23 protein-coding genes and 2 tRNA genes are annotated in these 25,442 nt (G+C 41.5%); 21 read left to right on the forward strand and 4 right to left on the reverse strand.

Annotated elements, in window-relative coordinates; all coding sequences use genetic code 11:
• The first annotated feature begins 153 nt into the window (after positions 1 to 153).
• Positions 154 to 238, forward strand: a tRNA-Leu gene (locus SKA34_RS18445).
• An 82-nt stretch (positions 239 to 320) separates the two neighbouring features.
• A tRNA-Leu gene (locus tag SKA34_RS18450) sits at positions 321 to 405 on the forward strand.
• A 141-nt stretch (positions 406 to 546) separates the two neighbouring features.
• Here the strand turns inward: SKA34_RS18450 and SKA34_RS18455 are convergent.
• Entirely contained in the window at positions 547 to 1,707 is a 1,161-nt protein-coding gene (locus SKA34_RS18455; RefSeq protein WP_006647037.1) for a 2-octaprenyl-3-methyl-6-methoxy-1,4-benzoquinol hydroxylase, read from the reverse strand.
• Positions 1,708 to 1,870: 163 nt separating this feature from the next.
• Here SKA34_RS18455 and mtgA point away from each other — a divergent pair, with 163 nt between their 5' ends.
• The 7 genes from mtgA (at position 1,871) to SKA34_RS18490 (ending at position 9,246) form a co-directional block, all read left to right on the forward strand.
• The gene (gene mtgA, locus SKA34_RS18460) at positions 1,871 to 2,590 is read left to right on the forward strand and encodes a monofunctional biosynthetic peptidoglycan transglycosylase (RefSeq protein WP_006647038.1); all 720 of its coding nucleotides are present in this window, start codon (positions 1,871 to 1,873) and stop codon (positions 2,588 to 2,590) included.
• Positions 2,591 to 2,750: 160 nt separating this feature from the next.
• Complete coding sequence (miaB, locus tag SKA34_RS18465; protein ID WP_006647039.1) at positions 2,751 to 4,178, forward strand: tRNA (N6-isopentenyl adenosine(37)-C2)-methylthiotransferase MiaB; 1,428 nt, start codon at positions 2,751 to 2,753, stop codon at positions 4,176 to 4,178.
• 107 nt (positions 4,179 to 4,285) lie between these two features.
• Positions 4,286 to 5,383: a PhoH family protein gene (locus SKA34_RS18470; protein ID WP_006647040.1), complete on the forward strand. Its 1,098-nt coding sequence runs from the start codon at positions 4,286 to 4,288 to the stop codon at positions 5,381 to 5,383.
• Positions 5,383 to 5,847 (forward strand): rRNA maturation RNase YbeY, encoded by a 465-nt coding sequence (gene ybeY / locus SKA34_RS18475; RefSeq protein ID WP_006647041.1) that lies wholly within the window; start codon positions 5,383 to 5,385, stop codon positions 5,845 to 5,847. The genes SKA34_RS18470 and ybeY overlap by 1 nt, the downstream gene beginning before the upstream one ends.
• Positions 5,848 to 5,933: 86 nt before the next feature.
• The gene (gene corC / locus SKA34_RS18480; protein ID WP_005363367.1) at positions 5,934 to 6,806 is read left to right on the forward strand and encodes a CNNM family magnesium/cobalt transport protein CorC; all 873 of its coding nucleotides are present in this window, start codon (positions 5,934 to 5,936) and stop codon (positions 6,804 to 6,806) included.
• Between the two features lie 2 nt (positions 6,807 to 6,808).
• Positions 6,809 to 8,362 carry an apolipoprotein N-acyltransferase gene (lnt, locus tag SKA34_RS18485; protein ID WP_006647042.1) on the forward strand — a complete coding sequence of 518 codons (1,554 nt, stop codon included), beginning with the start codon at positions 6,809 to 6,811 and terminating at the stop codon, positions 8,360 to 8,362.
• Positions 8,363 to 8,520: 158 nt separating this feature from the next.
• Positions 8,521 to 9,246 carry a YSC84-related protein gene (locus SKA34_RS18490; RefSeq protein WP_006647043.1) on the forward strand — a complete coding sequence of 242 codons (726 nt, stop codon included), beginning with the start codon at positions 8,521 to 8,523 and terminating at the stop codon, positions 9,244 to 9,246.
• Positions 9,247 to 9,333: 87 nt separating this feature from the next.
• On the opposite strand, the gene SKA34_RS18495 is transcribed toward SKA34_RS18490, so the two are convergent.
• Positions 9,334 to 9,816: a zinc ribbon-containing protein gene (locus SKA34_RS18495; protein ID WP_006647044.1), complete on the reverse strand. Its 483-nt coding sequence runs from the start codon at positions 9,814 to 9,816 to the stop codon at positions 9,334 to 9,336.
• A 171-nt stretch (positions 9,817 to 9,987) separates the two neighbouring features.
• On the opposite strand from SKA34_RS18495, the gene leuS reads away from it, so the two are divergent.
• From leuS to lipA, 12 genes are all read left to right on the forward strand, one after another.
• Positions 9,988 to 12,561 (forward strand): leucine--tRNA ligase, encoded by a 2,574-nt coding sequence (gene leuS / locus SKA34_RS18500; RefSeq protein ID WP_006647045.1) that lies wholly within the window; start codon positions 9,988 to 9,990, stop codon positions 12,559 to 12,561.
• Positions 12,562 to 12,699: 138 nt separating this feature from the next.
• The gene (lptE, locus tag SKA34_RS18505) at positions 12,700 to 13,371 is read left to right on the forward strand and encodes an LPS assembly lipoprotein LptE (protein WP_006647046.1); all 672 of its coding nucleotides are present in this window, start codon (positions 12,700 to 12,702) and stop codon (positions 13,369 to 13,371) included.
• Complete coding sequence (gene holA, locus SKA34_RS18510; RefSeq protein WP_006647047.1) at positions 13,368 to 14,393, forward strand: DNA polymerase III subunit delta; 1,026 nt, start codon at positions 13,368 to 13,370, stop codon at positions 14,391 to 14,393. The genes lptE and holA overlap by 4 nt, the downstream gene beginning before the upstream one ends.
• Before the next feature lie 226 nt (positions 14,394 to 14,619).
• Positions 14,620 to 14,937 (forward strand): ribosome silencing factor, encoded by a 318-nt coding sequence (rsfS, locus tag SKA34_RS18515; protein ID WP_006647048.1) that lies wholly within the window; start codon positions 14,620 to 14,622, stop codon positions 14,935 to 14,937.
• Positions 14,938 to 14,944: 7 nt separating this feature from the next.
• Positions 14,945 to 15,415 (forward strand): 23S rRNA (pseudouridine(1915)-N(3))-methyltransferase RlmH, encoded by a 471-nt coding sequence (gene rlmH / locus SKA34_RS18520; RefSeq protein ID WP_005363385.1) that lies wholly within the window; start codon positions 14,945 to 14,947, stop codon positions 15,413 to 15,415.
• Between the two features lie 6 nt (positions 15,416 to 15,421).
• On the forward strand, positions 15,422 to 17,383 hold the full coding sequence (mrdA, locus tag SKA34_RS18525; RefSeq protein WP_006647049.1) for a penicillin-binding protein 2: 1,962 nt from the start codon (positions 15,422 to 15,424) through the stop codon (positions 17,381 to 17,383).
• Positions 17,383 to 18,504, forward strand: a complete 1,122-nt coding sequence (gene mrdB, locus SKA34_RS18530; protein ID WP_006647050.1) for a peptidoglycan glycosyltransferase MrdB — start codon at positions 17,383 to 17,385, stop codon at positions 18,502 to 18,504. The genes mrdA and mrdB overlap by 1 nt, the downstream gene beginning before the upstream one ends.
• Positions 18,505 to 19,383, forward strand: coding sequence for a septal ring lytic transglycosylase RlpA family protein (locus tag SKA34_RS18535; RefSeq protein ID WP_006647051.1), 879 nt, complete (start codon positions 18,505 to 18,507; stop codon positions 19,381 to 19,383).
• 235 nt (positions 19,384 to 19,618) lie between these two features.
• Complete coding sequence (locus SKA34_RS18540) at positions 19,619 to 20,794, forward strand: serine hydrolase (RefSeq protein WP_006647052.1); 1,176 nt, start codon at positions 19,619 to 19,621, stop codon at positions 20,792 to 20,794.
• 212 nt (positions 20,795 to 21,006) lie between these two features.
• Positions 21,007 to 21,282 (forward strand): DUF493 family protein YbeD, encoded by a 276-nt coding sequence (ybeD, locus tag SKA34_RS18545; protein WP_006647053.1) that lies wholly within the window; start codon positions 21,007 to 21,009, stop codon positions 21,280 to 21,282.
• 186 nt (positions 21,283 to 21,468) lie between these two features.
• Positions 21,469 to 22,119, forward strand: coding sequence for a lipoyl(octanoyl) transferase LipB (gene lipB / locus SKA34_RS18550; protein ID WP_006647054.1), 651 nt, complete (start codon positions 21,469 to 21,471; stop codon positions 22,117 to 22,119).
• Positions 22,116 to 23,087, forward strand: a complete 972-nt coding sequence (lipA, locus tag SKA34_RS18555) for a lipoyl synthase (RefSeq protein ID WP_005363402.1) — start codon at positions 22,116 to 22,118, stop codon at positions 23,085 to 23,087. Before lipB ends, lipA begins: the two co-directional genes overlap by 4 nt.
• 90 nt (positions 23,088 to 23,177) lie before the next feature.
• Here lipA and bamC read toward each other — a convergent pair whose 3' ends face one another.
• Positions 23,178 to 24,188 carry an outer membrane protein assembly factor BamC gene (gene bamC, locus SKA34_RS18560; RefSeq protein ID WP_006647055.1) on the reverse strand — a complete coding sequence of 337 codons (1,011 nt, stop codon included), beginning with the start codon at positions 24,186 to 24,188 and terminating at the stop codon, positions 23,178 to 23,180.
• A 31-nt stretch (positions 24,189 to 24,219) separates the two neighbouring features.
• Positions 24,220 to 25,098 carry a 4-hydroxy-tetrahydrodipicolinate synthase gene (gene dapA / locus SKA34_RS18565; RefSeq protein ID WP_006647056.1) on the reverse strand — a complete coding sequence of 293 codons (879 nt, stop codon included), beginning with the start codon at positions 25,096 to 25,098 and terminating at the stop codon, positions 24,220 to 24,222.
• Positions 25,099 to 25,442 lie beyond the last annotated feature (344 nt).

The raw sequence follows: 25,442 nt of genomic DNA on the forward strand, positions 1-25,442 counted from the left end.
ATTGGTAGACGCACCAGATTTAGGTTCTGGCGCCGCAAGGTGTGAGAGTTCAAGTCTCTTCTTCCGCACCATTATTCTTTAGATCAGTTTTTACCAATTACTGATTTGAAAAATACAACTAGAGAAACAACAGTTATTCGTAACTGACAATATGCGGAAGTGGCGGAATTGGTAGACGCACCAGATTTAGGTTCTGGCGCCGCAAGGTGTGAGAGTTCAAGTCTCTCCTTCCGCACCATTATTCTTTAGATCAGTTTTTACCAATTACTGATTTGAAAAATACAACTAGAGAAACAACAGTTATTCGTAACTGACAATATGCGGAAGTGGCGGAATTGGTAGACGCACCAGATTTAGGTTCTGGCGCCGCAAGGTGTGAGAGTTCAAGTCTCTCCTTCCGCACCATATATTAGAAACCCACTCTTTGAGTGGGTTTTCTTTTATCTGGCGAAAATATGTTATTAGATAAAGAAAAAGCCGAGAGACAATGTCTCTCGGCTTTCTGCATTTATTTATAATATTTCGTTATAAAAAACAAACCTTTAACTAAAGACCCATAGCGTATTTCAATACTTGTTTTTTTATACCGGCAGCCCCATCAGCTAAACGAAGCCCTGCATTACGAATAAACTTTAATGGCGCGATATTATTACTAAATGCTACATAGAAAAAATCCATCCCTGTTTGCATTACAAGGTTATCAGGACGACGACGACGTTGATATTTATCAAGTACCGAACTCTCAGCCCAATGCTCTCCTGCTGCTTCTATTTCTTGTAGTAAAACATCAACATCTTTAAAGCCAAGATTCACACCTTGGCCTGCTAATGGGTTAATCGTATGAGCAGCATCACCTAATAAAACGACATTTGGCTTGTAATAGGTTTGTGCGTGACGGCGTGTTAATGGAAAAGATCCATGATCAACCACACTGAACTCACCAAGCTCTTCAGGAAAAACGGCAGAGATCTCTGTCTGTAACTGTCCGGAAGTCATATGTGATAGGCGCCGAATGCGTTCAGGGCTGTCATACCATACTAACGAACCTTGATGTCCAGATAACGGTAAGAATGAACGAGGGCCTGCTGGCGTAAACTGCTGCCACGTAATATCTTGTTGCGGCAATGCTGTTTCTATATTAATGAGCATGCAGTGTTGACGGTAATCCCACGCAGTAATACCAATATCGGCTTGTTGGCGCACTTGAGAGTTAGCACCATCGGCACCAATTAATAACCGGCACTGTAGCTGTTGAGTATTTTCCAACTCAACGATATAGCCATTTTCAATCGGTGTTGTTGAAACCATTTTTGATGGACAATATAACGTCAAGTTATCGATATTGTCGAACTGCTGCCAAAGTGCAAGTTGCAACAGGCGGTTTTCAACAATATAGCCTAGTTGTTCTAATCCCATATCGTCAGCATTAAAGCGTGTACGACATTCTGGGGTTTCCCACGTTTCCAATCGTTTAAAAGGACACAAACGCATGTTGAGCACCTCATTCCATGCGCCCAAGCGATCTAATAATGCAACGGAATGAGGCGAAATTGCGGAAACACGTAAATCCATCGGTTGTGTATTTGCAAAAGGTCGAGGTGCAAAGCCTTCTAATACGGCAACGTCTAAACCTAACTTCGCTAAGCCAAGCGCGGTTGCAGCCCCAACCATACCGCCACCTGCAACGATGACATCATACTGCTTCATTATTTACCTACCTATTACGTTTAGGCTCATTATTTGGTTATAATCCACTAAAGCTATCATAGTAACTCTAATTGTATAAAAAATATTAATATATAGGGAATGTCACTAAGATAAACATTCTTTTATTGTGCAATCACTTTAATAAGCAGGAAACAGCCTTACCATGCTAAAACGCTTTTTTATTAAATTTCTTTTATTTATACTTTTGTTTCCTATATTTCTCGTGATTATTTTTAAATTTATTAATCCACCATTTTGGGGATGGGAAGTTAGCCGAATGCTATTTCCACCTCAAGGTTACCCTTCGCACACTCAACATGAGTGGGTTAATTTAGATAAAATATCAAAAAATATGCAGTTAGCGGTGATTGCTTCAGAAGATCAAACCTTTCCTGAACATCATGGTATTGACTTACAAGCGACACTGGCAGTATTAAGACACGAAGGTAAAAATGGGCCAGTGCGTGGCGCCAGTACTATTAGCCAACAAGCGGCTAAAAATATGTTTCTATTCCCAGTACACTCATATATTCGTAAAGGTATCGAATTATACTTCTCTTTATTGATGGAAATGGTTTGGGGAAAAGAGCGTATTCTTGAAGTTTATCTAAATATTATTGAATTTGGTCCTGGTATTTATGGTGTCGAAGCGGCCAGTGAACACTTTTTCCATATACCTGCCAGCCGACTCAGTGTCCAACAGGCAGCACAACTTGCCGCTGTACTACCGAACCCATATAAGATAAAAGCAGCACCAATGAGTAATTACGTCTATCAACGCTCTCTATGGATCCGCCGTCAAATGCGCCAACTTGGTATGGTAACGCTCAATAAAGTCTATAATGAACAATCACTTTTCAAATCGGTCACCATTTATCCATAGCTTGGAATAAACCCACAATTTATTCAGGGTGGTGATGATCTGGTCAGAGCGAGTTTAAAGCAGTACAATACGCGGCTTGCTACAGGCGATTACTATCATATCCCCTGTCAGCCCGTAATCTGAATGTAATGAAATCAACACTACGAGCGAAGAGTTAGAGATGGCGAAGAAACTGCTGATCAAAACCTGGGGCTGCCAGATGAACGAATACGATTCATCTAAAATGGCAGATCTTCTTAATGCAGCTAATGGCTTTGAGTTAACCGAAATCCCAGAAGAAGCAGATGTTGTGCTACTTAACACCTGCTCGATCCGTGAGAAGGCACAAGAGAAAGTTTTCCACCAGCTAGGCCGTTGGAAAAAATTAAAAGATAAGAAGCCTGATCTTGTTATCGGTGTCGGTGGTTGTGTAGCCACGCAAGAAGGTGACTCGATTCGTAAACGTGCACCGTATGTTGACGTAATCTTTGGCCCGCAAACACTTCACCGTTTGCCAGAGATGATTAAGCGTTCACAATCAAATGAAAAAACCGTTATGGATATCTCCTTCCCAGAAGTTGAGAAATTCGATAACTTGCCTGAGCCTCGTGCTGAAGGCGCAACAGCATTCGTATCTATTATGGAAGGCTGTTCTAAATACTGTACTTATTGCGTAGTACCTTATACTCGCGGTGAAGAAGTCAGCCGTCCATTAGATGACGTACTATTTGAAATTGCACAACTTGCAGAACAAGGTGTACGTGAAGTTAATCTACTAGGACAGAACGTTAATGCTTATCGTGGTCCGATGCACGATGGTGAAGTTGCCAGCTTTGCTGAATTGCTGCGTTTAGTGGCTGCCATTGATGGTATTGACCGTATTCGTTACACAACAAGTCATCCTATCGAATTTACTGATGATATTATTGATGTGTATACAGATACGCCAGAATTAGTAAACTACTTACACTTACCAGTACAAAGTGGTTCAGATCGCATTCTAACGATGATGAAACGTCCTCATACGGTGTTAGAGTACAAATCTAAAATTCGTAAGTTACGTAAAGTGCGTCCTGATATCACCATGAGCTCAGACTTTATTGTCGCGTTCCCGGGTGAATCAGATCAAGATTTTGAAGATACCATGAAGTTAATTCGTGATATCGATTTTGATATTAGTTACAGCTTTATCTTCTCACCACGTCCTGGTACACCAGCAGCTGATTACCCATGTGATTTGTCTGAAGATGTGAAGAAAGAACGTTTATATGCGCTACAGCAACAAATAAACAGCCAAGCAATGAGACATGCACGTCAAATGCTAGACACTGAACAGCGTATTCTTGTCGAAGGTCCTTCACGTAAAAACGTAATGGAACTACGTGGCCGTACTGAAAACAACCGAATAGTAAACTTTGAAGGTTCTGCTGATTTAATTGGTCAATTCGTCGATGTGAAAATTGTTGATGTATTTACCAACTCACTACGTGGCGAATTAGTTCGTACTGAAGCAGAAATGGATCTACGTGTTGCAATGTCACCTGCTGAAATGATTGCAAAAACACGTAAAGAAAATGAATTGGGTGTTGGCGTATATACACCAGAGTAAACCGTTAGCTCTTGCTCTACATTGGTAGGCATGTACGTTTTACCTGAGTACGTCTCCTGCCCTGAACCTATGGCCGTCATCATGACGGCCTTAATGAGAGGCAAACCTTGAGCAAAATAATTACTGTAGAATTTCAACTTGAACCTGCTGATAACCAGCGCTTATCTAGTATTTGTGGCCCTTTCGATGACAATATCAAACAATTAGAGCGCCGATTAGGTGTTGAAATTAATCACCGTAGCAATAACTTTAGCGTCGTTGGAAAAAACTATTCCGTAGACGCTGCGACAAATATCATCAAAGATCTCTACGTAGATACAGCGCCTGTTCGTAACGTTATTCCAGATATTGAACCAGACCAAATTCATCTTGCGATTAAAGAATCTGGCGTATTAGAGCAAACAACTGAATCCTCGATCCCATATGGTAAAGAAATTCACATCAAAACTAAAAAAGGTGTGATTAAACCGCGTACACCTAACCAAGCGCAATATATTGCCAATATGGTGACGCATGATATTACCTTTGGTATTGGTCCTGCAGGTACGGGTAAAACTTACCTTGCGGTTGCCGCTGCAGTTGATGCATTAGAGCGTCAAGAGATCCGTCGTATTTTATTAACACGTCCAGCAGTAGAAGCTGGGGAAAAGTTAGGCTTCCTGCCTGGCGATCTAAGCCAAAAAGTCGATCCTTACTTACGTCCTCTCTATGATGCGCTATTTGAAATGTTAGGTTTTGAGCGTGTAGAAAAATTAATTGAACGAAATGTGATTGAAGTTGCTCCATTAGCATATATGCGTGGACGTACCCTTAATGATGCATTTATTATCCTAGATGAAAGCCAGAACACCACAGTAGAACAGATGAAAATGTTTCTTACTCGTATTGGTTTTAATTCTCGTGCCGTGATCACAGGTGATGTGACGCAAATTGATTTACCTCGTGGCGCACGTTCAGGTCTACGTCATGCTATTGAAGTATTATCTGAAGTTGATGAGATCAGCTTTAATTTCTTCTTAGCCGATGATGTCGTTCGACATCCTGTGGTAGCACGTATTGTTCAAGCTTACGAAGTATGGGAAAGCGAAGACCAAAAACAACGTAAGCTTGCAGAACAACGCCGCAGGGCAGAGCAGGAAGCAAAAGAAGCGGCATTAGTTGCCGTCGCTACTGCGGCAAAGATAGAATCTGAAAAGAGTAATTAATGGCTATTTACCTCGATTTACAACACGCCACTGAGAGTCTGGATGGGTTACCGACAGAAGCGGAATTTCAACAGTGGTTAAATGCAGCCGTTATCCCTTTTCAAGCTGATGCAGAAGTCACGATCCGTTTAGTTGATGAAAAAGAGAGCCATACGCTAAACCTTGAGTATCGAGACAAAGATCGTCCAACAAATGTGTTATCTTTCCCATTTGAAGCGCCTCCTGGCGTTGAATTGGAATTGCTTGGCGATTTAATTATTTGTCGTCAAGTTGTAGAAAAAGAAGCACTTGAACAAAATAAGCCCCTAAAAGCACACTGGGCACATATGGTTGTACATGGCAGTCTCCATCTGCTAGGTTATGATCATATTGAAGATGAAGAAGCTGAAGAAATGGAAAATTTGGAAACAGAAATCATGCAAAACATGGGATTTGTTGACCCTTATATTTCAGAGAAGCAGTAATCATTTATATCGCGATTCATCCATCGATGAATCGCATTCCGTGGCATCGTCCACTTAGCTGACAAGCTATTTGCTGAAAGTAAATAATGAACGAAGATAACTCTCCAACATCTGAAGGTCCGAGTAGAAAGTCCTTCTTTGAACGTATTGGCCAACTATTTCAAGGTGATCCACAAAACCGTGAAGAATTGGTTGAAGTTTTTCGAGATTCAGAAGAAAACGATCTAATCGACCATGACACTCGCGATATGCTTGAGGGTGTCATGGAAATTTCTGAAATGCGTGTTCGTGACATCATGATCCCACGTTCGCAAATGATCACGATTGAACGTTCTCAGAAGTTAGAAGATCTGATTGATTTAATTGTTGAAGCCCAACACTCTCGTTACCCTGTTATCAGTGATGATAAAGACCACGTAGAAGGTATCTTACTTGCTAAAGATCTCCTGCGTTATCTGCTTCCTGATAGCGAGCCTTTTGATATGGATAAAGTGCTACGCCCTGCCGTTGTGGTACCGGAAAGTAAGCGCGTTGACCGACTATTAAAAGAGTTCCGTGAAGAGCGTTACCACATGGCTATTGTGGTTGATGAGTTTGGTGGTGTTTCGGGCGTTATCACCATTGAAGATATTCTTGAACAAATCGTTGGCGAAATTGAAGATGAATTCGATGACGAGGAAGAGCAAGATGTCCGTCAGTTAAGTAAACATACTTACGCGGTAAAAGCACTGACAACCATTGAAGATTTCAATGAACTATTCCAAACCTCATTCTGTGATGAAGAAGTCGATACTGTCGGCGGACTTGTCATGATGAACTTTGGTCACCTACCAACACGTGGTGAAGTTGTTGAAGTTAATGGTTACTCGTTTAAAGTGACTTCTGCCGATAACCGTCGTGTTATCCAGTTACAAGTAACGGTACCAGACGAAGCATTTCAACCGACTATTACTTCTTAAGAATGACAAAAAAATCACTATTATCGTGGGGACAGCTGCTTGCAGCTGTGCCTGCCGGTGCAATTGCAACACTTTCTTTTGCACCTTATAACTACTGGCTTCTCGCGCCATTATCTCTCATCGCTTTTTTCTTTTTACTCCAACATAAAACAGCCAAGCGTTCAGCCCTGATCGGCTTTCTGTATGGTTTGGGTATGTTTGGTACTGGTATTAGTTGGGTACATGTCAGTATAGATAACTTTGGTGGTATGCCAAAGATTGCTAGTGTGTTCTTAATGGCACTGCTGATCAGCTACTTAGCACTATATCCTGCGTTATATGGCTATCTCTACAATCGCTTTAATCGTGCTCGTCCTTTCCACCAGCTACTGTTAACCGGCCCTGTGATCTGGTTAATTTTAGACTGGATCCGTGGCTGGCTATTTACGGGCTTTCCATGGCTATGGATGGGTTACAGCCAAATTGATACCCCCTTGGCCGCTATTGCGCCAATTTTCGGTGTTGAAGGTATTACCCTTTCCTTAGTGCTTACTTCCGGTGCAATTGTTGCTGCGATAACCTACCGTAATTGGAAACCATTACTGATCCCTATCATCATTATTGGTTTATCATTCTGGGCAGGAAAAGCACAATGGGTGAAACCTGATCCTAAACACAGCGTATCCGTCGCTTTAATTCAAGGCAATATTCCTCAAGACCAAAAATGGCTGCCGAGCCAACGTTGGCCAACCTTGATGAAATATATGGATCTCACCCGAGAAAATTGGGGTTCAGACCTTATTATTTGGCCTGAAGCTGCAATCCCTGCACTCGAAGCACATATTCCTGTTTTTTTACAAGGCTTAGATGATGCAGCCCGTGCCAATAACAGCACGGTGATCACCGGTATTCTTGATCAAAAAACTGATGGTCAGTTCTTCAACAACATCTTAACTCTTGGTGTGGATGCTGATGGTCCGTATAACTACGACACAGCAACACGATACAGTAAGCATCACCTACTCCCATTTGGTGAGTTTGTGCCGTTTGGTGATTTATTGCGACCTATTGCACCATTCTTTAACTTGCCAATGTCATCATTTAGCCGTGGAGCTTATGTACAACCGAATATTCAAGCTCATGGTTATTCAATAGCACCGGCATTATGTTATGAGGTGGCATTTAGTGAGCAAATGCGTGAGAACATTACCAATCACACTGAAATGCTACTAACGCTTTCCAATGATGCATGGTTTGGTCATTCTATTGGTCCTTTCCAGCATATGGAAATAGCCCAAATGCGCGCATTAGAGTTAGGTAAACCACTTTTACGCGCAACCAATACAGGTATTACTGCGGTCGTTGATTATAAGGGTATAATCACTAAAAAATTACCTCAGTTTATCACTGGCGTACTAAAAGCAACGGTGGTCCCAACAATAGGTATGACACCTTATACCACCCTTGGTAGTTGGCCTTTATATTTCTATAGCTTGTGGGCTTTCGCGTTATCTTGGATCCTTATCCGGCGTCAACGTGGACATTTCCGTGACACACGGACATTAGAAACAGAATAAGATACTCAAAAAGGTGAAGCTTTAAACTTCACCTTTTTTTTAATCACATGATATGTTGAGTTGAATAACCCAGCTAATATCAATAGAACACTTGATAATAAGAACCTATGATTCGTAAGGCTTCTCTTGGTACTTACGCAACCAACAAGGATCAGATAATGAAAGCGATACATAAACTATTTGTAACCTTATGTACCTGTGCCATGATGCTAGGCTCAACATCTGCATTAGCACAAGATAGCGATACAAAAGTCGCATTAGATCATTTTTACCAATCCCCGCAAACACAACCTTTCTTTAACTCAGCCTATGGCTATGCGGTTTTTCCATCTGTCGGTAAGGGTGGTTTTTGGGTTGGCGGTGCTTACGGTAAGGGCGTTGTCTTTAAAGCGAATAAAGCCACTGGGTTTGCAAAACTCTTTCAAGTTTCTATTGGCTTACAATTCGGGGGGCAAGCTTACAGCGAGATTCTGTTTTTCCAAGATAAGCGAGCCTATGACAATTTCGTCAGCGGCAGTTTTGAGCTAGATGCCCAAGCATCAGCAGTCGCTATTGATGAAGGTGCATCCGCAAAAGCCGGAACCGCAGGTGCTGGTGCCGGTTCTAATGGTAATTATGCAACAAAAAGTTACATCAATGGCGTAGCGATTTTCACTAAAGCGAAAGGCGGTGCTATGGTTGAAGCATCATTGGCTGGACAAAAATTCACTTTCGAACCAATGACAGAAGCAACTCGTAAAGTTAAAGGTTACGATAAAGACGTTCCCAAAGCGCTTCAACAGCCAGCAAAACAGAAACAGCAAAAACCCGCTGCAACGTTAACTCAACCTCAAGATGATTCTGCTGTAGTGGTTGATACTATCGAGCGCCCTGACGATTTTTAACACCTAAGCATAACGATTTATTCTAAAATAAAAAACGCAGCCTATTCGCTGCGTTTTTATTTCAACATCAATACAATATACCGAAGATTAAGGCTCTAAAGGCTGACGATTAAACTCTTCACAACCACATTTTATACATGGTTCAATGCGCGTGACATGAGTAATCGTTTGTTGGTAACCACATTTTTCACAAACTAAGTGACCCAGACCTACAAGCTCACCAGCACGATACACTCCTTTGTGTTTAATATCCTCCATCACTTCAATCCACTCCAATTGTGTTTTATCTGTGATCTCAGCAAGGTGTCGCCATACTGTTTCACTCACCAATAGGTAGAAAGGACTTTCTTTGAACGGTTCGGGGCTATTTTTCACTTCATCACTGAAGGTTTTTAAATCACTTTTTAAATATGCTTCGATCAGTGCAAGTTCATCTTTGGTCATATCGCTGGCGGCTTTACCATACAGTTCAGTCGTCTCAATAAACTTCTTAAGCTCTTGTGGGCTATTCTTTAATGTCTCTGTTACTTTTTTTAATAGCGCTTCGTAATGTGCTTTTTGCTGAGTCATGATGTTTCTCCTTAGCCTATATTGACTAAAAGCGTGCTGAAATACCGCCAAATACAAGATTAAAGGTATCGAATTGCCTTCAGCTATTGTTGACACCTTTACCTTTGGTTATTCTATGTCGATTAATTTTAATGTGTTTATATTAAACTCACAAAATCCCGGATGTCATCGATGCAAGAACAATATCGTCCACAGGACATTGAACAAAAAGTTCAAGAACATTGGGACAACAAAAAAACGTTTGTTGTTAGTGAAGACCCTAATAAAGAAAAATTCTACTGTCTGTCCATGTTCCCGTACCCTAGTGGTCGACTGCACATGGGTCACGTGCGTAACTACACTATCGGTGATGTTATCTCTCGCTACCAGCGCTTACAAGGTAAAAATGTAATGCAGCCAATCGGCTGGGATGCATTTGGTTTACCAGCTGAAAATGCGGCAGTAAAAAATAAGACAGCTCCGGCGCCATGGACTTACGAAAACATTGAGTACATGAAAAACCAACTTAAGCTATTAGGTTTTGGTTATGATTGGAACCGTGAATTCGCAACCTGTACGCCAGAGTACTACCGTTGGGAACAAGAATTCTTCACTAAGCTTTACAATAAAGGCCTAGTTTACAAGAAAACTTCATCTGTTAACTGGTGTCCTAACGACCTAACGGTTCTTGCTAACGAGCAAGTTGAAGATGGTTGTTGTTGGCGTTGTGATACACCTGTTGAGCAAAAAGAGATCCCACAATGGTTCATTAAGATCACTGAGTACGCGCAAGAGCTACTTGACGATCTTGACAACCTTGAGGGCTGGCCTGAAATGGTTAAAACCATGCAGCGTAACTGGATCGGTCGTTCTGAAGGTGTTGAATTAACATTTAACGTTAAAGGTCAAGACGATCTAGAAGTTTATACTACCCGTCCTGATACCCTTATGGGTGTAACATTTGTCAGCATTGCAGCAGGCCACCCTCTTGCAGCAAAAGCAGCTGAAAATAACCCTGAGCTTGCCGATTTCATTCACGAATGCCGTAATAACAAAGTTGCAGAAGCCGATCTTGCAACGATGGAAAAGAAAGGCATGGATACAGGTTTAACGGCTATCCATCCACTAGATGGTCGTGAAGTACCTGTTTACGTTGCTAACTTTGTACTGATGGATTACGGCACAGGTGCGGTAATGGCAGTACCTGCGCACGATCAGCGTGACTTTGAATTTGCAACAAAATACAACATCGACATCATGGCGGTTATTAAACCTGAAGATGGTAGCGATGCTGACATTTCTGAAGCAGCATACACAGAAAAAGGGGTACTGTTTAATTCAGGTGAATTCGATGGCCTTAACTTCCAACAAGCGTTCGATGCAATTGCAACGAAACTTGAAGCTAAAGGCAAAGGCAAAAAGACGGTTAACTTCCGTCTACGTGACTGGGGCGTTTCTCGTCAACGTTACTGGGGTGCACCAATCCCAATGGTAACCACTGAAGATGGTGAAGTTCACCCAGTACCTGCGGATCAACTACCAGTGATTCTGCCTGAAGATGTGGTAATGGATGGCGTAACTAGTCCAATCAAAGCGGATAAAGAGTGGGCAAAAACTACCTTTAACGGCGAACCTGCACTACGTGAAACAGATACATTCGATACTTTCATGGAATCGTCTTGGTACTATGCACGTTACTGTTCACCACAAGCTGACGATATTCTAGATCCTGAAAAAGCGAATTACTGGCTACCTGTTGATCAATACATCGGTGGTATTGAACACGCATGTATGCACCTACTGTACTCTCGCTTCTTCCACAAATTGCTACGTGATGCAGGCTACGTAACATCTGACGAACCATTCAAGCAATTACTATGTCAAGGCATGGTATTGGCTGACGCATTCTTCTATACCACAGAGAAAGGCGGTAAAGAGTGGGTCGCACCAACAGATGTAATCGTTGAACGTGACGGTAAAGGTCGCATCACTTCAGCTGTTGATACTGATGGCCGTGACGTTGATCACTCAGGCATGATCAAAATGTCTAAGTCTAAAAACAACGGTATCGACCCTCAAGAAATGGTAGATAAATACGGTGCTGATACCGTTCGTCTATTCATGATGTTTGCATCACCTGCCGACATGACGCTTGAATGGCAAGAATCTGGCGTTGAAGGTGCTAACCGTTTCCTTAAGCGTGTTTGGAAACTCGTTCGTGAACATACAGCAAAAGGCACAGCAGAAGCGGTTGATGTATCAGCATTAACTGGCGTTCAAAAAGCACTTCGTCGTGATATTCACAAAACAATTGCAAAAGTAAGTGATGATATTGGTCGTCGCCAAACATTCAACACTGCAATTGCTGCTATCATGGAGCTGATGAATAAGCTGGCAAAAGCCTCTCAAGAATCAGTTCAAGATCGCGCAATTCTCGATGAAGCACTAAAAGCAATTGTTACTATGCTTTACCCAATCACGCCACACATCTGTTTCGAAATGTGGGCAGCACTGGGCGAAACTGACATTGATAATGCACAATGGCCACAAGCTGACGAAAAAGCATTAGTTGAAGATGAGAAACTGATCATTGTTCAAGTTAACGGTAAGCTTCGTGCTAAGTTGACAGTTGCAGCAGATACAACGAAAGAGCAAGTTGAAGAACTTGGTCTAAACGATGAGAACGTCACTAAGTTCACTGATGGTTTAACGATCCGTAAAGTCATTTACGTACCGGGTAAACTGCTTAACATTGTTGCTAGCTAATTAGGTTATTTTCTCTGCTAGTTCATCTAGCAGAGCTAGTAACCTTAAGATCCCCGCTTCTGCGGGGATCTTTATAATTACAGTTCTATTTAATTTTGCGCCTAGCGCATCCTCTTTTACTTCAAGGAGCTGACTTTCGTGAAAAGTTTTTTCTCGGCCAACAGCCTAACTCGACTACTTATCATTACTCTTCTCGCACTAACAACAGCTTCTTGTGGCTTCCACCTTCGCGGTAATTACATGCTTCCTGACGGTATCGCCAAACTATCATTAACCAGTTTTGACCCCTACGGTAAGCTTACTCGTATGGTTCGATACCAATTTAAACTCCATGGTATTAGCGAAGTTGCACCAGCGAAAAATGTACCGAACCTAAACATTAACAGTGAGTCTCAAGGTGAGCGTACTTTATCGATTTATCAAAATAATGGTAAAGCGGAATACGATTTAACTTTAACGGTTAATTACTCAGTAACTATCCCTAATCAAGGTCAGCAAACGTATACCACAAAAGTGACTCGTACGTTCCTTGATAACCCGTTAACAGCATTAGCAAAATCAGTTGAACAAGATGAGTTAGTTGATGTTATGCGTGAACAAGCCGCACAACAAATTATGCGTAAATTAGCGCGTCTAACTACCGTATTTAATAAAATTGAAGAAGATAAATTAGATTCTCAATTAAAAGAAATTCTTAACGAAGAAGATAAAAAAGAATCTTCAGATGAGACAGGTAAAACGATCATTACAACGTTACCTGCTAAGCAGTCAAATACAGCTATTGAGCATGATAATCATAACGCGCAATGAGAGTTTATCCTGAACAACTGACGCAGCAACTCAATAAGGGCCTGCGTCAGACTTACCTCTTATTTGGTAATGAGCCACTACTTAAACAAGAATGTGGTGACAATATTAAGCAACTTGCTCAACAGCAAGGTTTTCTTGAGCGCCATCGTTTTACCATTGATAACCAGTTAGATTGGAATCAAGTTCTCGATTGCTGCCAAGCTATGAGCTTATTTTCTGCCCAGCAAATCATTGAATTAGAATTTCCTGAAACAGGGCTTAATGCCAACCAAGCAAAAGCTTTGTTAGAGGTTGTTGCACACTTAAATCCTGACATTCTCTTATTACTTACAGGCCCTTATTTAAATAAGAAGCAAGAAGCGACAAAATGGTTTAAAGCACTCGATGGCTTAGGCTTATATGTGCCATGTAATACCCCTGACGCTAAACAAATGCCGCGCTTTATTCAAACCCGCTGTCGAAATCTTGGGTTAAAGCCTGATCATGAATCAGTACAGATGCTTGCGCAATGGCATGAAGGCAATTTACTAGCGTTAGCACAAAGCTTACATAAGCTGGTTTTACTTTATCCTGATGGTGAGTTAACCATTATTCGCCTACAAGAAGCATTAAGTCGTCATAATCACTATACCCCTTTCCAATTGGTTGATGCGGTATTAGCAGGACAGGCAAAACGCAGCCAACGCGTGCTTCGTCAATTGCAAGGTGAAGGGATTGAAGCCACCATCTTATTACGTACGTTACAACGAGAGTTAACCCAACTCTATAAAATGCAAGAGATGGGGAAAAAAGGTACACCACTTAATATCATTTTTGAGCAATTTAGAGTGTGGCAAAATCGCCGTGAAATTTATGTTGGTGCACTTCATCGATTACCGCTGTCGCGTTTGGTAAAAATCATTCGTCAATTAACTCAACTTGAAATACAAGTTAAAACTGATTACGACACCACACCATGGCCAGCCCTTAGTGCCCTGTGTGCTGAAATCTGTGGCTTAGAAACTCACTTACAAAACGCATAATTCTATATAAATACGGTCTTCAGTCATTGTTGACCGTTTTTTTTATAAAACTAACCTTAAGCGGTCGAAAAATCACCGTCTGAACCATGTCCTTTTATAGCTGTCAGATAAGAGCGTGGTATACTTCCGATCTTATTACGGTCGCAACCTTTTTACCTATCCTTTCCAGTAGTAAAATAGATCATAACGACTAAACATTTATTAAACGCTTATTGAGGGAATCCCTTTGCAAGTTCAAGAACTACAAGATTTCATTGTTGATAAAATTGACGATATTAAAGCACAAGACATCGTGACAATTGATGTTCGTGGTAAATCAAGCATCACAGACGTAATGGTTATCTGTACTGGTTCTTCAAACCGTCACGTGAGCTCTATTGCTGATCATGTAAACAAAGAATCAAAGTTAATTGACTTCCCTCCATTTGGTATTAGTGGTGAAGAAGAAGGTCAATGGGTAATTGTTGATATGGGCAACGTAATGCTACATATCATGCAAGAAGATGCTCGCCAAGTATATCAACTGGAGAAGCTTTGGAGCTAAGTAAGTCATGAAGCTTCAATTAATTGCTGTTGGTACAAAAATGCCTAAGTGGGTTGAGGAAGGCTATAAGGAATATAGCCGTCGTTTCCCTAAAGATATGCCTCTGGAATTGATTGAGATTCCAGCGGGTAAGCGCGGAAAAAATGCAGACATTGCTCGTATCCTTCAAAAGGAAGGTGAAGCGATGTTAGCAGCCGTTGCTAAGGGTAACCGAATTGTTACTCTAGATATTCCTGGTAAACGCTGGGATACCGAACAACTAGCAGGTCAGCTAGAAGTTTGGAAACTTGATGGTCGCGACGTCTCTATTTTAATTGGCGGACCTGAAGGCCTTTCACCAGCTTGTAAAGCAGCTGCAGAGCAAAGCTGGTCACTATCACCATTAACACTTCCGCACCCGTTAGTGCGTGTCGTTATGGCAGAAAGTTTATACCGTGCATGGAGCATCACGGCTAACCATCCGTATCACAGGGAATAACCATCGATGAGACAAAAGCGAACCCAGATCCGCGACCATCGCGCTGAGTCGGCGCTATTTTTCCGCCGAGCTCTTGTCTCATTTATTGGAATTATCATTCTGGTCAGTGTCTTATTGTTCAATCTATTTAATATTCAGGTTGAACAACACCAAGACTATAAGACCCGCTCTAATGACAATCGAATCAAAATCATTCCTGTCGCACCAAATCGTGGCCTTATCTATGACCGCAACGGTTTGCTTCTAGCTGAAAATCGACCGATCTACAACCTTGAAGTTACCATTGAAAAAGTACCAGACATGGAACAAACCTATGCGGATTTAAAATCAGTATTAGGTCTAACCAATGAAGACATTGAGCAATTTAAAAAAGAGCGTCGTCGTACTCGCCGCTTTAAATCTGTGCCGATCCTTGAGGGATTAAACGAGCAACAAGTTGCTTTATTTGCAGTCAACCAACATAAATTCCCTGGCGTTGATGTTAAAGCCTATTTAAAACGTTACTATCCGTATGGTGATTCGCTCACGCACGTTTTGGGTTATGTAGCAAAAATTAACGATCGTGACCTTAAGAAACTCGATAAAGCCGAGAAACTCAGTAACTACAAAGCAACACGCGATATCGGTAAATTAGGTATCGAACGTTACTACGAAGATCTATTACATGGTACTTCTGGCTATCAAGAAGTCGAAGTTAATAGTCGTGGACGTATTATTCGTACCCTTAAGTACGTGCCCCCTATTCCAGGCAAAGATATTTCGTTAAATATTGATATTCAGCTTCAGCTTTATGTACAAAACCTGCTGACTGAACGTAAGACCGATCCTGAAACAGGTGAAGAAATCATTAAACACAAGCGTGGCTCTGTCGTGGTATTAGATCCAAAAGACGATGCTATTCTCGCCATGGTTTCTAGCCCAAGTTACGACCCCAATTTATTTGTTCGTGGTATTTCCAGTAAAAAATATCGCGAATTATTAAATAACCCTGATCGCCCATTGGTTAACCGTGTCACGCTTGGTATTTATCCACCAGCATCGACGGTAAAACCATTAATTGCAGTCGCTGCATTAACAGAAGGTGTGATCACACCCAAAACCACCCGTAACGATCCCGGTTGGTGGCAGATCCCTAACACTACCAGCCGCAAATTCCGTGATTGGCTTCGTTGGGGACATGGTCGTGTTAATATTTATAAAGCTATTGAAGAGTCAGTAGATACTTACTTTTACCAAGTCGCTTACGATATGGGTATCGATAGGCTTTCAACGTGGATGAATAAATTTGGTTATGGCGTCTATACCGGTATCGATATTCACGAAGAAAGTAAGGCCAACATGCCAACGCGTGAATGGAAACAAGCACGTCATAAACGTCCTTGGTATCAAGGAGACACCATTCCTGTCGGAATTGGACAAGGCTATTGGACAGCAACACCACTACAGATAGCAAAAGCAACATCGGTATTGGTCAATAATGGTGTGGTTCATCGTCCTCATCTTCTAAAAGATATTATTGACGAAGAAACAGTTAAACCTGCTGAATTTAAAAATTTCCCGCCGATAACAGGCGTGACAACTGAAACATGGAAAATTGCTCGTGAAGGTATGCATCGCGTACTTTATGGCAATCGTGGTACAGCACGTAAAGCATTTTATGATACGCCATATGAAGCTGGCGGAAAGTCAGGTTCAGCACAGGTATTCGGTTTGGCTGAAAACCAAAAATATAATGCTGATGAACTCGAAGAGCGTCTACGTGACCATGCTTTATTTACTGCATTTGCGCCATTTGAAAACCCTGAAGTGGTCGTTGCTATGGTATTAGAAAATGCCGGTGGTGGCTCTAGTAATGGTGGACCAATTGCACGTCAAATTTTTGATCATATGTTAATTAAACCAACCGCTGACAGCGCTCTTAAATCAAAGCCTGAACTCACTGCGACACAACCAACAGAGGTACAATAATGAGTATTATGGCGGCAACCGGTACCAAGCGAACGTTAACTGATCGCTTACATATCGATATGCCACTATTACTAGGGATCCTTACATTAATGGGATTTGCCCTTGTCATCATGTGGAGCGCAAGCGGACAAAACATTGCCATGATGGAACGCCAGGCAATACGCATGCTTATGTCACTAGGGATCATGGTTTTACTCGCACAAATTGCACCACGCCATTACGAAGCATGGGCACCTTACTTATTTGGTATTGGCTTACTGCTATTATTTAGTGTATTAGCTTTTGGTGAAGTCTCTAAAGGCGCACAACGTTGGTTGAATTTAGGCTTTGTTCGCTTTCAACCTTCTGAATTACTCAAACTGGCGGTGCCACTTATGGTGGCTCGTTTTATTGGTAATCGTCCATTACCACCATCGATGCGTAATATCTTTGTTGCCTTAGTATTGATCTTCACACCGACCATCTTAATTGCTAAACAACCCGACCTTGGAACCTCAATTTTGGTGGCAGCATCAGGTATCTTTGTTCTGTTTCTGTCAGGAATGAGCTGGAGACTGATTATTGGGGCGTTAGTATTACTCGGCGCGTTTATTCCTGTGTTATGGTTCTTCCTTATGCACGACTATCAGCGAACACGAGTCTTGACTTTGTTTAATCCAGAGTCTGATCCGCTCGGTGCGGGATACCATATTATCCAATCAAAAATCGCGATTGGCTCTGGAGGCATAAGCGGAAAGGGCTGGCTCCATGGAACTCAATCGCAACTTGAGTTTGTTCCAGAACGACATACCGACTTCATTTTTGCAGTTATTGCAGAAGAATGGGGGTTAACCGGTGTTATTGGTTTACTAACAATGTACCTGTTCATATTAGGACGAGGTTTATGGCTAGCCAGCCAAGCGCAAACTGCATTTGGGCGTATGATGGCTGGTAGTATTGTTTTAAGTTTCTTTGTTTATGTTTTTGTAAATATCGGCATGGTAAGTGGCATTCTGCCTGTTGTAGGTGTTCCACTTCCTTTAGTGAGCTACGGCGGTACATCCATGATGACCCTACTAGCTGGCTTCGGTATTTTGATGTCTATCCACACTCACAGAAAAATGTTGTCTAAGGCGACCTAAATGCGTTCACTTTTTTTATTGTTCTTTGTTCTACTTGCTGGATGTAGCTCCGCGCCAGATAAACCTCAACAGCCAGAGACAAAAGCAGATCAAGCTACACCCGGCTTACTGTTTAAACCCAGCCCCTTAACCAATGATGATCCCAACGCGGGCCGTTATTCATTAAAAGATGACCGGGCACCAAAGGTTTCACCTGATTTCAGTAAAGTACCACCCGTTGTGCCGCATTATGAACCTTATAGCCGTGGTGGTAATAAAGACTACACATTACGTGGTAAACGCTACCACATTATAAAAAACACTAAAGGTTATACAGAGACAGGCTACGCTTCTTGGTACGGTGAAAAGTTCCACGGACACAAAACCTCAAATGGTGAAACATACAATATGTTTGCTATGACTGCGGCACATAAAACTTTACCGCTTCCGAGTTTTGTACGTGTAACAAATACCCTTAATGGTAAATCAACGATCGTTCGAGTTAACGACCGTGGTCCATTTCATGATGGTCGAATTATCGATTTAAGCATGGCAGCTGCCGCAAAAATTGGGGTAATTAGTCTTGGCACAGCCCCAGTTAAGATAGAAGTGATAAATATACCTAAGCCGACAAATAAAAGTACGATGAAGAACTCTCCTATTCCTCATCACTATTTTGTCCAATTAGCAGCGGTAAATAGCTTAGCAAAAGCCGAAGAGATGAAAAAAGAGCTAAAGCGTAGCTTCAATACCGATATTAATATCGAAAAAATTGATAGTCGCGCTGTATATCGTGTCCGCTTAGGCCCTTATATGGATCACCGAGATGCTGAAATACAACTTAGCAAAGTAAAATCTCGTAGCTATCCAAAAGCATTTATAACCACTGTTAATCGATAATGGGAACCTAATCATTATTTAGGACTCATAACATTGGCTTGTATGTTAAAAAATTAACAAATGAACATACAAGCCTTACTTCGTTTACAGCAATAATTAAAACCAAACTTTGCGCACATTACGTCCGCTTAATGTCAATTAATGGAAATATGCACCCATTCAACTGATAGGTAAGGTGTTATTTGCTATAGTGAGCGTCATTTCTTGTCTCAGATAAACTAAAGTTATAATAATCATGATAAAAACAGCTGCGCTTTTCCGTTCTGTAGCCATATCAGCCACTTTGCTGGCTTCAGCTACTGTTGCTGCGTCACCAGCAGTCGTACCTGAAGCTCCACAAATCGCGGCAAAAGGCTATATCCTCGTCGACTATAATTCAGGCAAAATCCTTGCTGGTAATAATGAATATGAAAAATTAGCGCCAGCTAGTTTGACAAAAATCATGACCAGTTTTGTTATCGGCCAAGAGATTAAAAACGGTAATATCTCACCAGATGATACTGTTGTTATCAGCAAAAATGCTTGGGCGAAAAACTTCCCAGGCTCATCTAAAATGTTCCTAGAAGTCGGTAAAAGCGTCAAAGTTTCTGACTTAAACCGCGGAATTATTGTTGACTCAGGTAATGATGCCTGTGTCGCAATGGCAGAGCACGTTGCAGGCTCTCAAGAATCATTTGTTGATCTAATGAATGGCTGGGCTAAAAACCTCGGCATGAAGTCAACTCACTTTGCTAATGTGCATGGTCTTGACCGCCCTGATCTTTACACTACTCCTTACGATCTTTCTATTCTTACTCGCTCATTAATCCGCGATCTGCCTAATGAATTTAAGATCTATGATGAGAAGTCATTTACTTACAACGGCATTACCCAGTACAACCGTAACGGTCTACTTTGGGATAAAAGCATGCACGTTGATGGTCTAAAAACAGGGCATACAGATAACGCAGGTTATAGCTTAGTAAGTACCGCAACAGAAGGTAACATGCGTCTTATCTCAGTTGTGATGGGTACAGCAAGTAAAAATGCTCGCCTAGCTGAAAGTAAGAAGCTACTAAACTTTGGTTTCCGTTTCTACGAAACACTTTCACCAAACAAAAAAGATCAAACCATTGAAACTGAAAAAGTTTGGATGGGTGATACAGACACCGTCAACCTAGGTGTGACTGAAAACACCTATGTAACTTTGCCTCGTAGCCAAGCTAAAGATCTGAAAGCTAGCTTTGTGCTAACTAAAGAACTAAAGGCACCAATCACCAAAGGTGAAGTTGTCGGTAAATTGACTTACCGTGTTGGCGATCAAGACGTTGCTGAATACCCGCTTGTGGCATTAAACGATGTTAAAGAAGGCAGCCTATTTAGCCGTATGGTCGACTACGTCATGATGCTAGTACAAAGTTGGTTTAAGTAATTTAAACTATCGACTTCATCAACGACTAAGAGGCAACTTCTGTTGCCTCTTAGTTTTCATTACTGAATACAAACATTACCCCTATATTCCCAATCCTCTTCATCCTTCCCTTGTTTTACAATCACTGACACATTAAGATGCCTGCAATACACTACTATTAGCCATAATAGTAATGATGAAAGACACATTGAAAGCGAACTTTGGAGTTCTATATGCAAGAACAAGAGCAACCAAAACTAAAAGATCTACTGGAATTCCCTTGTATCTTTACTTTTAAAGTAATGGGTGAAAACAAACCAGAATTGCCAGATCGTGTAGTTGAAGTTATTCAGAGTGTTATCCCTGGTGATTACACTCCAACAACAAAACCCAGTAGCAAAGGAACATATACTGCTGTTTCTGTTGCTGTAAACGCGACCAATGTTGAACAAATTGAAACCTTATACAAAGAGTTAGGTGCAATTGATATTGTTCGCGTAGTGTTATAAGCACTATCTTTCAGGCGGTTATCAATACCGCCTATCTTTTAATTCTCTTTACCTTCTTATAATCCTCATTTATTACCCATAACTCCTTCATCAGTCGTTAACATTACATCCGCAACAAGTTTAGGTATAATGCCCTGACCTAGCCTTCTTTATGATTGGCATCTTAATTATTATCTGGGTAGTACATTGCAAACAGCTCTTATTATTAAAAACCTTGGCCGTTGCGATTACCAAGCGACGTACGATGCCATGCATGACTTCACCAATAATCGAACTGAAGACTCGGCAGATGAAATCTGGCTGGTAGAACATTCACCTGTTTTTACTCAAGGACAGGCAGGCAAAGTCGAACACTTGCTCAACACAGGCGATATCCCAGTTGTTCAAAGTGACCGTGGCGGACAAGTAACCTACCATGGTCCCGGACAACAAGTGGCTTATATCTTGATCGACTTACGCCGAAGAAAATTAGGTGTCCGTGAGTTAGTTACGCACATCGAAAATACAGTAATCAATACTTTATCCCACTTTGGGATTAGCTCTAACGCTCGCCCTGATGCACCTGGTGTGTATGTGAATAATCAAAAAATATGCTCATTAGGATTACGGATCAGACGTGGGTGCTCTTTTCACGGTCTGGCACTCAATATAAATATGGATCTGGCGCCTTTTCTTCGTATTAACCCTTGCGGTTATGCTGGAATGGAAATGACACAAACTGCGTCATTAAATGGCCCAACTGAACTGACGGAAGTTCAGCCTGTACTCGTTGAAGAATTAACTAAATTACTCGATTATCCGAAAATCGAGTGGATGACGGAAAGCAATCAACCATGAGTAAACCAATTAAGATTGAACAAGGCGTCAAATATCGCGATGCCGATAAAATGGCATTGATCCCAGTTCGTAATGTTGCGAACGAAGAAGCGCCAAAAGAAGTATTACGTAAACCTGAATGGATGAAAATCAAGCTACCGTCTGATAGTAAGCGTATTCAGGAAATCAAATCAGCCCTACGTAAAAACAAACTTCACTCAGTCTGTGAAGAGGCTTCTTGCCCGAATTTAGCAGAATGTTTTAATCACGGTACAGCAACCTTTATGATCTTAGGTGCCATTTGTACCCGTCGTTGCCCATTCTGCGACGTTGCCCATGGTCGTCCTCTACCGCCTAATGCTGAAGAGCCCGCCCATTTAGCACAAACAATCGCAGATATGAAACTACGCTATGTGGTTGTAACCTCTGTTGACCGTGATGATCTTCGTGATGGTGGTGCACAACATTTCGTGGACTGTATTACTGAGATTAGAGCAAAGAACCCAAGTATTCATATTGAAACATTAGTGCCTGATTTCCGTGGCCGCATGGATCGTGCGCTAGAGATCTTCCGTGATACCGCACCGAATGTTTTTAACCACAACTTAGAAACTGCACCACGCCTATACCGTAAAGCGCGCCCAGGTGCTAACTACCAGTGGTCTTTGGATTTATTGAAAAAGTTCAAAGAGCTTCATCCTGATGTACCGACTAAGTCAGGTGTGATGATGGGCTTAGGTGAAACCAAAGAAGAAATCATTCAAGTACTAAAAGATCTTCGTGCTCACGGCGTTACCATGCTGACACTAGGTCAATATTTAGCACCAAGCCGCCACCACTTACCAGTTGAGCGTTATGTACCGCCAGAAGAGTTTGATGAACTTAAAGAAATCGCTCTCGATCTTGGCTTTACACACGCTGCATGTGGACCATTTGTACGATCGTCGTACCACGCCGATCTTCAAGCGCAAGGTGTAGAGATTAAATAATATCTCAACATATTTTGGCGTAAGCTAAAAAATTAAATATAAAAAAACCGCTTTAACTAAAGCGGTTTTTTTTATGACAAAAATAGCTAATTATTTCTGGAAACTTGCTGCAAAAGCAGGAGCCGCTGATTCTAATATTTCACTAGTCACAGGTTTACCATCGCTATCTGTGATATTGATTGATGTACGGTTCCCCAAATCACCAACTAAAATACGGTAAGTATCATCGGTTAATTTCATCGGCTTCGTACCTAGCTTTTGCCAGAATTCATCATCAGGTTCACGATATTTCACATCAATCATACCTTGAGAACGATTACGATCTTCAACAGTAAAGCCAAGTTTAGCTAATGCTGCTGGCAAGCGTTCCCACATATCATCGTATGCTGCTCGTGCAACCAAGATAGGAAGACCACTGCGATCTACACTCATTGAAATTGGTATATTTTTCAGTTGCTCAGCCGCTGCGAAACGTGCTTGCTCTCGAATATTCTCATCGTATTTAGACATTACTAAGTTGGTCATTAAAATGCTGTAACGACGTTTATTATTCGCAGTAACAGGTACCGTTTTACCATCTTCACGCCAATCCGTTAAGATAATGCGGTAACTATTCGTCGCAGGTGATTTCTCAATACTATAGCGACTGCCCACTTCATGATCTTCATCTTCATTTGTCCAGCTTACCCAATCAGTATCAATACGATCAGCGCTTTGCTTTGCAATACCAATGTTATTTTTACTGATCAAATTCTGGGTAACTTGCCATAGTTTGGTTAAATCAGAAGTACGAGGAAGTTGAACTGTTACACCATCTTGGTCCACGTTAGAGCGCATACCAGGAATAAGATTAAGAACCTGTTGCGGTGGGCGAATATCAACGCTAGCACCAACATCACCAGTAAATGCCTTGCTTGAAATCGCGTAACTGGCATTACTAAAAGGCATAGCCCCTGTTGGCAGCGTCCATGATTCTAAAGGTTGAGTATCAAGATAGTTAAAATCTTGATTAGCCTGACGACGAGACTCAGCCCCACCTGAACAAGCAGATAAACTGGTTACCACGAATGCAGCTAGTGCTAGTCGATATTTATAATTCATTTATGCTCCTGCGCTCCTACGCTTGTGCAACTTAAAGCACACCGGCATCCAAAAGAGCCTGTTTAACAATCGGTTGCTGTGACTCGCTTAATACAGTTAGCGGTAGTCGTAATTCACCATTATCAATCAAGCCTAACTGATGAGCCGCCCATTTCACTGGAATAGGGTTCGCTTCAACAAACAGATGACTGTGTAATGGCATTAAACGCTGATTAATTTCTCGTGCAGCGTCAATTTGGCCACTTAATGCGAGTGAAAACATTTGAGCCATATCTGCTGCGGCAATATTTGCCGTGACAGAAATAACACCGTGACCACCTTCAGCGACAAAGTCTACGGCTGTAGCGTCATCACCGCTTAATTGGATGAAATCTTCACCACAAAGTTCCCGTGTTTTTTTCACACGAGATAAATCAGCTGTCGCATCTTTAATACCAATAATATTATCGATTTTAGCTAAACGCGCGACAGTTTCAGGTAATAAGTCTACCGCAGTTCGTCCAGGTACATTGTAAAGAATTTGCGGAATATCTGTCGCTTCAGCAATGGCTTTATAATGTTGGAATAAACCTTCTTGGGTTGGCTTATTATAGTACGGTGTAACACTTAAACATGCTGCTACACCCGTGCCAGAAAAAAGCTTGGTGATTGTGATGGCTTCATGCGTCGCATTTGCGCCTGTACCTGCAATAACAGGAACTCGTCCATCAACATATTCCAATGTTTTTAAAACAACCTTAATATGCTCATCAACGGTAAGTGTTGCAGACTCTCCCGTGGTACCCACGGCAATAATCGCACTTGTTCCTGCGTTAATATGATAATCCACCAGCGTTTTCAAACCGACGTAATCTACTTCGCCTGCTGAATCTAGTGGAGTTAATAGCGCAACCATGCTTCCTTTAAACATGTCCATCCCCCTCTTCTTATATATCCAAACGGTTCTCTCACCATTACCTTATGGGGCTGTATGCTAAAGCCGTTAGGGTATAACTTTGTCATGGTACTTTTGAGTGACTATAAACTCAAGCAAAGGCTGATTGAAAACAGTTAACTAACAGGCTTTATCACCTTCTTTCATCACAATTTTGTACTTTGAAACCCAAATATTAATAAACCCAGTAATGTTTCCTTTTTTTTGCTTAAAAATCAGTCAAACTCATCTCAACAGTAAAGGCTATTGTTATTAAATTTGCCATCGTATCAATAGCAGTCTGTGCTAACATGCTTAGATTATAATTTTACAATGAAGAC

Source organism: Photobacterium sp. SKA34 (genome assembly GCF_000153325.1).
In the GTDB taxonomy this organism is placed as follows: Bacteria; Pseudomonadota; Gammaproteobacteria; order Enterobacterales; family Vibrionaceae; genus Photobacterium.

What these genes read in the sequence shown, in the direction of transcription:
- SKA34_RS18455 (WP_006647037.1), bottom strand. Translation starts at nt 1,707, where the DNA reads ATGAAGCAGTATGATGTCATCGTTGCAGGTGGCGGTATGGTTGGGGCT.
- mtgA (WP_006647038.1), top strand. Translation starts at nt 1,871, where the DNA reads ATGCTAAAACGCTTTTTTATTAAATTTCTTTTATTTATACTTTTGTTT.
- miaB (WP_006647039.1), top strand. Translation starts at nt 2,751, where the DNA reads ATGGCGAAGAAACTGCTGATCAAAACCTGGGGCTGCCAGATGAACGAA.
- ybeY (WP_006647041.1), top strand. Translation starts at nt 5,383, where the DNA reads ATGGCTATTTACCTCGATTTACAACACGCCACTGAGAGTCTGGATGGG.
- corC (WP_005363367.1), top strand. Translation starts at nt 5,934, where the DNA reads ATGAACGAAGATAACTCTCCAACATCTGAAGGTCCGAGTAGAAAGTCC.
- lnt (WP_006647042.1), top strand. Translation starts at nt 6,809, where the DNA reads ATGACAAAAAAATCACTATTATCGTGGGGACAGCTGCTTGCAGCTGTG.
- SKA34_RS18490 (WP_006647043.1), top strand. Translation starts at nt 8,521, where the DNA reads ATGAAAGCGATACATAAACTATTTGTAACCTTATGTACCTGTGCCATG.
- SKA34_RS18495 (WP_006647044.1), bottom strand. Translation starts at nt 9,816, where the DNA reads ATGACTCAGCAAAAAGCACATTACGAAGCGCTATTAAAAAAAGTAACA.
- leuS (WP_006647045.1), top strand. Translation starts at nt 9,988, where the DNA reads ATGCAAGAACAATATCGTCCACAGGACATTGAACAAAAAGTTCAAGAA.
- holA (WP_006647047.1), top strand. Translation starts at nt 13,368, where the DNA reads ATGAGAGTTTATCCTGAACAACTGACGCAGCAACTCAATAAGGGCCTG.
- rlmH (WP_005363385.1), top strand. Translation starts at nt 14,945, where the DNA reads ATGAAGCTTCAATTAATTGCTGTTGGTACAAAAATGCCTAAGTGGGTT.
- mrdA (WP_006647049.1), top strand. Translation starts at nt 15,422, where the DNA reads ATGAGACAAAAGCGAACCCAGATCCGCGACCATCGCGCTGAGTCGGCG.
- mrdB (WP_006647050.1), top strand. Translation starts at nt 17,383, where the DNA reads ATGAGTATTATGGCGGCAACCGGTACCAAGCGAACGTTAACTGATCGC.
- SKA34_RS18535 (WP_006647051.1), top strand. Translation starts at nt 18,505, where the DNA reads ATGCGTTCACTTTTTTTATTGTTCTTTGTTCTACTTGCTGGATGTAGC.
- SKA34_RS18540 (WP_006647052.1), top strand. Translation starts at nt 19,619, where the DNA reads ATGATAAAAACAGCTGCGCTTTTCCGTTCTGTAGCCATATCAGCCACT.
- ybeD (WP_006647053.1), top strand. Translation starts at nt 21,007, where the DNA reads ATGCAAGAACAAGAGCAACCAAAACTAAAAGATCTACTGGAATTCCCT.
- lipA (WP_005363402.1), top strand. Translation starts at nt 22,116, where the DNA reads ATGAGTAAACCAATTAAGATTGAACAAGGCGTCAAATATCGCGATGCC.
- bamC (WP_006647055.1), bottom strand. Translation starts at nt 24,188, where the DNA reads ATGAATTATAAATATCGACTAGCACTAGCTGCATTCGTGGTAACCAGT.
- dapA (WP_006647056.1), bottom strand. Translation starts at nt 25,098, where the DNA reads ATGTTTAAAGGAAGCATGGTTGCGCTATTAACTCCACTAGATTCAGCA.